The organism is Chelativorans salis, from assembly GCF_025336525.1.
Taxonomy (GTDB): domain Bacteria; phylum Pseudomonadota; class Alphaproteobacteria; order Rhizobiales; family Rhizobiaceae; genus Chelativorans; species Chelativorans salis.
In genome coordinates, this window is the sequence record NZ_JAOCZP010000017.1 from 23,185 (window position 1) to 31,820 (window position 8,636).

Here is an 8,636-nt window from a genome sequence, read left to right on the forward strand (position 1 = left end):
CGCTCAGCTCCGGTTCAGACGGTATTCGGCCAGAAGAACGGCCAGGATCAACAGGCTGCCCTTGGCAAGCATCTGGTAGAAGGTGGGAACGCCGGTCAGAATCATGCCGTTGTTGAGAATCCCGATAATGGCGACGCCCAAAAGCGCCCCGATAACCGTGCCCTTGCCCCCCTGCATGGCACAGCCGCCAAGAAAGGCCGCCGTGATCGCCTCCAGCTCCAGCCCCTCCGAGCCCGAAATCGGCTGGCCGGAGCCGGTGCGCGCGGCAAGCAGTATGCCGCCGATGCCGGCGACCATGCCGCTGAGGACATACATGCCGACACGATAGCGCTTGATATCCATTCCCGACAGGCGCGCAACCACCGGATTGCCGCCGATGGCGTAGATGTTGCGCCCGACGATGCTCTTGTGAAGGAAGATGTAGAACAAGACCGCGACCCCGATCAGCACCCAGATGGGCGCCGGCAGGCCGAGAAAACGGCCGATGCCGAGAAGACGGAAGGTGTCGTTGAAGATCGAGATGGATTGGCCGTTGGAAATGATGAAGGCGATACCGCGAAAGATCGCCATGGTGCCGAGTGTCACGATGATTGCGTTCACCCGGCCGTATGTGATCACAAGGCCATTGAACAGGCCGGCGGCCGCCCCTATCGCCACGCCGGCCAACGGGCCGGCAGCCGCCCAACCTGTCGCGTCGATCGCCATGGCGGTGGAAACGGTCGTCAGACCGACGATCGCTCCCACCGAGATATCGAGCCCGCCCGACACGATCACCGCAGTCTGCGAGATTGCCAGCACGCCGAGTATGGCCACGCCCATGCCGATGTTGAGAATGTTGCGGCTGGAGAAAAAGACGTCCCCGCGCAGGATGCCGAACAGGACCAGGAGCGCAATCAGCGCCAGGATGAGGCTCGCATTGTGGATACCCACGCGCTCGACCAGACCCGTCAGGCGCGCACCGAGAGTTGTCCTGGGCGTTTCCGCGTGTGCACTCATGCCGTTCTTACCTCTTCGTCCGGGGACTCGGCGCCGTGCTCGGCGCTCATGGCTGCTTTCAGGATGGCGTTCTCACTCATCTCGTCGCCCTTCAGTTCCGCGGTGATGCGCCCACCCGCCATCACGAGGATGCGGTCCGACATGCCCAAAAGCTCCGGCATTTCGGACGAGATGACGATGACCCCGAGGCCGTTGCGCGCAAGGTCGGCTATGAGGCGATAGATCTCGCTCTTGGTGCCCACGTCGATGCCGCGCGTGGGCTCATCGAGGATGAGCGCTTTCGGCGCGCGTGCCAGCCAGCGGGCGAGGACAACCTTCTGCTGGTTGCCGCCCGAAAGGTGGGAGACGGGCGTGTTGAGACTGGGCGCCTTGATCGACAGCCGCCCGGCGATACCGTCGACGATGTCGGTAGCCTTGCGCCGGTCGAAGAGACCGAAGCGGGACACCCGGTCGGGTATGCACAATGTCGCGTTGTCGAGGATCGAGCGCAGCAGAAGCAGCGCTTCCTCCTTGCGGTCCTCCGGCGCAAAGCCAAGGCCGGCAAGAATGGCATCGCCCGGCCGGCCGGAGGGTATCGCCTTGCCATCCACCTCCACCGTGCCCGCACTTCTTACGTGAAATCCGAAGACCCCCTTGGCAAGCTCCGAGCGTCCGGCGCCCACCAGCCCGCCGATCCCCAAGACCTCACCCGCGTGAAGCTCGAAGGAAATATCGCTGACATGCTCGGTCGACATGCCCCGCACGGACAGGACGCACCGTTCCGTCGGGGGCGTCCGTTCGGGAAACATCTCCGTCAGGTCGCGGCCGACCATCTTGCGCGTGATGCTTTCCTCGCTTGCTTCGGCGGCGGGTTCAACATCTATCAACCGCCCGTCTCGCAGCACGGCGATCCTGTCGGCCACATCGACGATCTCGCGCAGGCGGTGCGAGATATAAATGATCGACACACCCTCGTCGCGCAGGCGGTAGATCACCTCGAACAGCCGCTGGCTCTCCTCTCCGGTGAGCGAGGATGTCGGTTCGTCGAACGCAATGATGCGGCCGCCGGCGTGCACCGCGCGCATCACCTCGATCATCTGCCGCTGGGCGGGACCCAGCCCGGCGCAGTGCTGCTGAGGCGCAAGCTCGCGCTCCATGCCGAAGAGTTTCAGCATTTCGCCGGCACGGGCGTACAACGTCTTCCTGTCCAGAAATACGCCTCCCCGGTGCGGCAGCGCGCCGGGATAGATGTTTTCGGCGACGCTGACGTGGGGGATGATCTCCGGTTCCTGATGGATAACGCGCACGCCGGCCGCATGACCGTCGCGCGGACCGGAGAAGGTGACAGGCTGGCCATCGAGCACAAGACCTCCGCCATCCGGCGGAAACACGCCCTCGATGATGCGCGTCAGCGTCGATTTGCCAGCTCCGTTCTCGCCGACCAGCGCCAACACCTCGCCCGCCCGCAGGGTCAGCGACACGTTCGACAGCGCCTGCACGCTGCCGAAGCGCTTGCTGACATTGTCCAGTTGCATGATGTCGTTGTTAGGCATGGCGTTTTCTATGCCGGTGCGGGGCAGGAGGTTGCGCTCCCACCCCGATCCGCATCTCAGCCGCACAGACGTTCTTCGTAGAGGTCGAAGTTGTCGGCGGAGATATATTCAGGCTGCGTGTAGGTGGTGGTCGGCAATTCCTCGCTGTCGCGGATATTCTTGACCAGCAGTTCCACCGCCTGGGCGCCATGGTTTTCCGAGTTCAACCACATGGTGCCGCGGAAGGGCGACGGCCGTCCTGAGCCGAAGGCGTCGCAGGCGCGGCTTCCATCGATGCCGACGCCGATACCTTGCTCTGGCCCGTAGCCCGCGTTCTCAAGCGCACGCGCCGCGCCCAGTACGCCGTCATCGTTGCAGGAATAGAAGATCCAGTGCGTGACCTGAGGGTTGGCCGTCAGCGTCGTGGTCATAGCATCGATGGAGTTGACCATGGTGTTGTCGTAAGGCACACGGACGATGTTTTCGGGATCGAAATCGGGAACCGCCTCAAGGAAGGCTTCCTCAGCCCCGTGATTGCGCTGCATACAGGTGTCAGCCTTGCGGTCCTCGATGGAAGCGATACGGACCTCGCCCTCCTCGGCCCAGTTCTCCTGCTTGTAGAGCTCGGCCAGCTTCTCACCGACGCTGAGCCCGATATTGTGAGCGTTCATGCCCACATAGGGTACCTGCGTCTCGTCTTCAAAATAGATGTCGTCGTCGACGGCCACCAGCGGCACGCCCGCCTCCTTTGCCTTCGCGGCGACAACCGGCCCAAGCGCGCGGTCGGGAACCACGATGGCGATGCCGTCCACGCCGTCGCCAATCATCGTGTCGAGCGTGGTGATCGTCAGGTCGGCATTGAACTGGACGTCCTGGGCGACGAAGTCCGCGCCCATCTCGGCCGCCTGCTGGCGCGCACCGTCCACCTCTGCGACGAACCACGGATGGTCGCCCATCTTGTTGATGTAGCCGATCTTGATGTCCTCGGCCTGCGCGGGGAACGTGATGGCGGCACCCATGATGGCGATACCCGTCAAGACTTTAAGCGATTTCATATCTTCCTCCCTGGTTTGCTTTTTCAATCGTGGTAGAGCGCGGAACGGCCTCCATCGATGACGATGGTTTCAGCATTGATGAAGGGAGCCTCGTCGGAGGCGAGGAACACGCAGGTCATCGCCACCTCCTCCGGCGTGCCGATCCTGCCCGGGGGATGCAGCGCCTCCGCCTTCGCGCGCTCGGCAGCCGGGTCCACAAAACCAGCCCAGTAGTCGCGCGCGATCTGGGTGTCGATGTAGCCCGGCGCGATCGCGTTCACCCGAATGCCCTCGCCCGCATATTCGATGCCGAGCGCCCGGGTCAGGCCCACCAGCCCGTGCTTGGCAACGGGATAGGGAAAGGTGTGGGGAATGATCTTGAAGGAGTGGCAGCTGGCGATGTTGACGATCGCGCCATTCCCCCGCGCGCGCATGCCCGGCAGCACGGCCTCCGCCATCGCCCAGCAGGCTTCGAGGTCAAGCGCCATGCAGCGCGCCCACTCGCTGCGCGGCATCTCATGCGGGCGGTGAAAGACGTTGGCGCCGGCGTTGTTCACCAAGACGTCGACGCGCCCGTAGCGCTCCTCGGCGGCCTTCACGACACCTTCCACCTGCGCCTGGACCGTCACGTCCGTCTCCACGAACAGCCCGCCGATCTCGTGTGCCACGCGCGCGCCGGTGGCCGCGTCGCGCTCGGCCACGACGACGGACGCGCCCTCCCGCGCAAAGGCGCGCGCGATCGCTTCGCCGATGCCTCGGCCGGCGCCCGTCACCAGTGCGATCTTGCCTGAAAGACGACCCGCATCCATGGCGCTCACCAGTCCACGACCGTGCCGTCAGCCAGCACGGCGTTGGCGGCATGCATGATTTCCGGAGCGAAGGGATGCCGCTCGATCTCAGCCTCGTCGACCTCAATGCCCAGACCGGGCTTCTCCGGCCGGTCCCAGCGGCCGGGGCGGCGTTCGATCGGCCATTCCACGACGCTATCGTACCAGGGCACCGCGCCGGACATTTCCTCCTGAATGAGGAAGTTGGGTGTGGAAATGCCGAAATGAAGTGCCGCGACGCCGGCAATCGGCCCCAGCGGGTTGTGCGGCGCCATGCCGATGCCGGCGCTTTCACACAGGGCGGCGATCTTCTTGGCTTCCCAAAGCCCGCCCACATGGCAGATATCCGGCTGCGCGATGTGGAAGGCCCGGCGTTCCACCGCGTCGATAAAGCTCTGGCGACCGATGAGGCGTTCGCCGGCGGCGATATGCACCGGCATCGACGCCGTCAACTGCGCGGTGCCGGCCATATTCTCCGGCGGTAGCGGCTCCTCGACGAAAAGCGGACGGCACGGAGCGACGGCCTGGATAAAATCGCGCGCCAGAGCGACCGATGCCGGACGCCCGTGGAAATCGATCATGATGTCGACATCGGGACCGACCGTCTCGCGCAGCGCCATCATCATGCCGGCGGCAGAGTCGAGCGCACGGTTGGAGGCGGCGTAGTGGGAATAGGGAATGGAAACGACCTTCACCGCGTCGTAGCCCGCGTCGACCACCGCACGCCCCCGCTCGACCAACCGTGCTTCCTCGGTCGTCTCGTAGACGGAGCTCATGTCGCCCATGCCCAGATGCGTATAGGTGCGGATGTGATCGCGGCACTTGCCGCCCAGGAGACGCCATACCGGCACATTCAGCGACTTTCCCAGGATATCCCACAGCGCGATTTCAATGCCGCTGACGGCGGACATGCCGATGACACCGAGACGCCAGAAGCCGTGACGGGTAAGCACCTGATAGCACTGTTCGATATCGCGCGGATCGCGGCCCACGATCAGCGGCGCCAGGTCCTCGATGGCGCCGACGACAGAGCGCGTCTTCCACTCGAGCGTCGCCTCGCCCCAGCCGACAAGCCCCGGCACGTCGGTCTCGACCTGCACAAAGACCCAGTTCCGCATCTCCGCATTGCAGATCCGCGCCTTAATTCCGGTAATTCGCACTATGTTTCTCTCATATAAATACTATTTAAATGGGAATTGATCATCCTGTCAACGCTGTGAGAAATCAGCCTTGACTGAGGTTACGATCCGGACCGTCTAATGGATGAACAATAGGCACGGCTCGCACCGTTGATGTAAGCGGCAAGGAGACCCCGTCTGGCGGAGGGGGTGAGCGGTCGATATCGTTAGCGGACACGATGAGCTGCTGTGAGCTTCTATGTCTGCGCCTAGTTCTGAAGCTAGAACCTTCCACATGATCGAAGCGGTTGCTGAGCGCCTCGAGGGTGCCCCACGGCAACTTCGTCGGCGTTGGTCGGATGCGTTCAAGGCGCAGCTTGTCGCAGAGGCACTGCAGCCTGGCGCAAGCGTCTCGGCGATCGCCCATCGGGTTGGCATTCACCCGTCGCAGCTCTTCGCCTGGCGCCGGGCCGCTCGGGACGGGCGATACTCGCGGCTTTCAGGTTGCAACGTGGCCGTGACGCGTGCGACTGGCGCGGTGATCGAGATTGTCATTGGCGAGGTTATCGTCCGCGCCGGCGCAGATGTCGATGAGGCGCACTTACAGCGGGTAATCCGGGCGGTCCGTTCGGCATGATACCCGCTGGCGTGAAGGTGTTCCTGGCCAGCCATCCGGTCGACTTTCGCAAAGGTCCGGACAGCTTGCTTTCGCTGGTGCGCGACGCCGGCAATGATCCGTTCAACGGCATGCTTTACGTCTTCCGGGCCAAACGGGCGGATAGGATCAAGATCGTCTGGTGGGACGGCTCCGGCGTATGCCTGTATGCGAAACGCTTGGAGAAATCGAAGTTCTGCTGGCCGCGGATCGGCCACAACCGGGTTCAGCTCAACCATGCTCAGCTTCTGGCACTCGTCGATGGCATGGACTGGAAGAGGGTTCGATCAGTGCCGGTCAAGCCGCCGGAGATTGTTGGGTAAAAGCCCTGCGGCGAAGTGAATCAGCGGCCCGAAAGGGCAGGAAAACCGGAGCAAAATGTGCTCTGGTCGAACCGATGACGCCGCCCGATCTCAATCTTCCAGATGACGTAAAGACGCTGAAAGCCATGGTGTTTGCCATGGCCGAGAAGGCGGCGCGCGCCGAGGCCCTGGAGAGCGAGGTTGCTGATCTCAAGGCCCGCAATGCGGACGCCGACGAGCGCATTGAGCGGCTGACGCAGATCCTCAAAGCGTTCGATCGCGCCCGGTTCAGCCGCCGATCGGAAAAGCTCGGCTCCCCCACCACTGACGACGAGCAGCAGGCCTTTGTCTTCGAGGAGATCGAGACGGGCATCGCCGCGATCAGGGCGCAGGTCAACAAGGGGCGCGAGCGTCCGAATGGCAAACGTCCGCCGCGGCCGCGCAAGGGCTTCGCACCCCATCTTGAGCGGGTCGAAGTGGTCCTTGAGCCGGAGGATCTGCCGGAGCATGCGGGCAAGCAGAAGGTGCTGATTGGTGAGGACGTGTCGGAGCGGCTGGACGTGGTGCCGGCGAAGTTCCGCGTCATCGTCACGCGCCGCCCGAAGTATGCCTTCAAAACGAGGACGGCGTCATCCAGGCGGCGGCGCCGGCACACATCATCGAAGGCGGCATTCCGACGGAAGCGCTTCTGGCGCAGATCGCCGTCTCCAAATATGCCGATGGCCTGCCGCTGTATCGGCAGGAGGCGATATACGCCCGCGATAAGGTCGAGCTCGACCGCAAGCTGATGGCGCAATGGATGGGCAAGCTCGGGTTCGAGCTGGAGATCCTCGCCGACTACCTCTTTGATGAGATCAAGAAGGCTGAACGGATCTTCGCAGACGAAACCACCTTGCCGACGCTCTCTCCCGGTTCCGGATCGACAAAGACGGCCTGGCTTTGGGCCTATGCCAGGGATGACCGGACCTTCGGTGGCAGCGGTCCGCCGATGGTGGCCTATCGCTTCGAGGATAGTCGCGCCGGCGAGTGCGTCGCCCGTCATCTGAATGGCTATCGCGGCATCCTGCAGGTGGATGGTTATGCCGCCTACAATAAGCTGGTCCGCTCCGATCGTGGCAATGACGGCATTACGCTGGCGGGCTGCTGGTCACACAGCCGGCGGAAGTTCTACGAGTTGCATGTCGCGGAAAGCTCGAAAGTCGCCACGGCGACGGTGGAGAAGATGGCCACGCTCTGGCAAATCGAAGAGCGCGTGCGCGGCCAAGGTCCAGATGCCCGTGCCGCCGCGCGCCAAGAAGGCTTCTGCAGCAGTCGTCACGGATCTCTTTGCTCTCTGGCAGCAAACCCTACCGAGGATCTCCGGCAAATCGAAGCTCGCCGAGGCGCTTCGCTATGCCATCTCGCGTCGCGCCATCTTCGAGCGCTTTCTGACCGACGGCCGCATCGAGCTCGACTCCAACATCGTCGAGCGAGCAATCAGGCCCCAGGCAATCACGCGAAAGAACTCACTCTTCGCCGGCAGCGACGGCGGCGGAAGGGCCTGGGCGACCATTGCGACGCTCCTGCAGACGGCGAAGATGAACAATGTCGACCCGCTCGCCTGGCTCACCCAAACGCTCGAGCGCATCGCCAACGGCTGGCCGAGCAGCGAAATCGATGCGCTCATGCCGTGGAACTACACCAACTGAACGGCCTCAGCTTGTCGCTTACCCGTTGATGCCTGATAGCTGCAAAGGCAGGCGCGACACGGGCACCAACAACCGCCTGTTCATGGATGAATTTTCTGGATGGTGCGCTCCGGGGCGCGCTGGCGTGATCTTCCGGAACAGTTCGGCGACTATCGCACGGTGAAGCGTCGCTACTACGACTGGTGGAGCCCGACGTTTTGCAAAGTCTCTTCAATGCGTTGAGCCGAGACGGTGGTGCGCGAACCCGCTTGGCGCCGGTCGGCACCTCCGAGTTTGTCACCCATATCGATGTTGGTTGCGGGGTGATTTGAACCTGCATGCCAAGTCATTGATTCTTGGTGATGCAGGACGGCGGCACGGTTGGCTGGACTTGGCTAACTACTTGCCTGCACTAGATTATTTAGCTGGATTTGGTTGCGGGGGCAGGATTTGAACCTGCGACCTTCAGGTTATGAGCCTGACGAGCTACCGGGCTGCTCCACCCCGCGTCATCTAGGTTTGGTCC

Annotated in this window: 7 protein-coding genes, 1 tRNA gene and 2 pseudogenes; 4 read left to right on the plus strand and 6 right to left on the minus strand. The window is 63.1% G+C overall.

Annotation, left to right across the window (positions count from 1 at the left end; translation table 11 throughout):
• Positions 1 to 3 precede the first annotated feature (3 nt).
• From N5A92_RS27050 to dgoD, 5 genes are read right to left on the minus strand one after another with little or no spacing between them, the layout of a single operon-like run.
• Entirely contained in the window at positions 4 to 996 is a 993-nt protein-coding gene (locus N5A92_RS27050) for an ABC transporter permease (protein WP_260907715.1), read from the minus strand.
• On the minus strand, positions 993 to 2,528 hold the full coding sequence (locus N5A92_RS27055; RefSeq protein ID WP_260907716.1) for a sugar ABC transporter ATP-binding protein: 1,536 nt from the start codon (positions 2,526 to 2,528) through the stop codon (positions 993 to 995). The genes N5A92_RS27050 and N5A92_RS27055 overlap by 4 nt, the downstream gene beginning before the upstream one ends.
• 56 nt (positions 2,529 to 2,584) lie before the next feature.
• On the minus strand, positions 2,585 to 3,562 hold the full coding sequence (locus tag N5A92_RS27060) for a substrate-binding domain-containing protein (RefSeq protein WP_260907717.1): 978 nt from the start codon (positions 3,560 to 3,562) through the stop codon (positions 2,585 to 2,587).
• Positions 3,563 to 3,585: 23 nt separating this feature from the next.
• Positions 3,586 to 4,350, minus strand: a complete 765-nt coding sequence (locus N5A92_RS27065; protein ID WP_260907718.1) for an SDR family oxidoreductase — start codon at positions 4,348 to 4,350, stop codon at positions 3,586 to 3,588.
• Between the two features lie 5 nt (positions 4,351 to 4,355).
• Positions 4,356 to 5,528, minus strand: coding sequence for a galactonate dehydratase (gene dgoD / locus N5A92_RS27070; protein WP_260907719.1), 1,173 nt, complete (start codon positions 5,526 to 5,528; stop codon positions 4,356 to 4,358).
• Between the two features lie 253 nt (positions 5,529 to 5,781).
• Between dgoD and N5A92_RS27075 the strand changes: the two genes are divergently transcribed.
• The 4 genes and pseudogenes from N5A92_RS27075 to N5A92_RS27090 all read left to right on the plus strand — a co-directional run.
• Positions 5,782 to 6,123 (plus strand): transposase, encoded by a 342-nt coding sequence (locus N5A92_RS27075; RefSeq protein WP_260907720.1) that lies wholly within the window; start codon positions 5,782 to 5,784, stop codon positions 6,121 to 6,123.
• Positions 6,120 to 6,464 carry an IS66 family insertion sequence element accessory protein TnpB gene (gene tnpB / locus N5A92_RS27080; RefSeq protein WP_260907721.1) on the plus strand — a complete coding sequence of 115 codons (345 nt, stop codon included), beginning with the start codon at positions 6,120 to 6,122 and terminating at the stop codon, positions 6,462 to 6,464. Before N5A92_RS27075 ends, tnpB begins: the two co-directional genes overlap by 4 nt.
• A gap of 74 nt (positions 6,465 to 6,538) precedes the next feature.
• Positions 6,539 to 8,131: pseudogene (gene tnpC / locus N5A92_RS27085) on the plus strand (IS66 family transposase).
• A 28-nt stretch (positions 8,132 to 8,159) separates the two neighbouring features.
• Positions 8,160 to 8,314 (plus strand): annotated as a pseudogene (locus N5A92_RS27090) (transposase); the annotation flags it as partial.
• Between the two features lie 228 nt (positions 8,315 to 8,542).
• On the opposite strand, the gene N5A92_RS27095 reads toward N5A92_RS27090, so the two are convergent.
• A tRNA-Met gene (locus N5A92_RS27095) sits at positions 8,543 to 8,619 on the minus strand.
• Positions 8,620 to 8,636: the final 17 nt, after the last annotated feature.

Coding starts and splice junctions, on each gene's coding strand:
- tnpB (WP_260907721.1), top strand. CDS start 6,120: ATGATACCCGCTGGCGTGAAGGTGTTCCTGGCCAGCCATCCGGTCGAC.
- N5A92_RS27050 (WP_260907715.1), bottom strand. CDS start 996: ATGAGTGCACACGCGGAAACGCCCAGGACAACTCTCGGTGCGCGCCTG.
- N5A92_RS27075 (WP_260907720.1), top strand. CDS start 5,782: ATGATCGAAGCGGTTGCTGAGCGCCTCGAGGGTGCCCCACGGCAACTT.
- N5A92_RS27060 (WP_260907717.1), bottom strand. CDS start 3,562: ATGAAATCGCTTAAAGTCTTGACGGGTATCGCCATCATGGGTGCCGCC.
- N5A92_RS27065 (WP_260907718.1), bottom strand. CDS start 4,350: ATGGATGCGGGTCGTCTTTCAGGCAAGATCGCACTGGTGACGGGCGCC.
- N5A92_RS27055 (WP_260907716.1), bottom strand. CDS start 2,528: ATGCCTAACAACGACATCATGCAACTGGACAATGTCAGCAAGCGCTTC.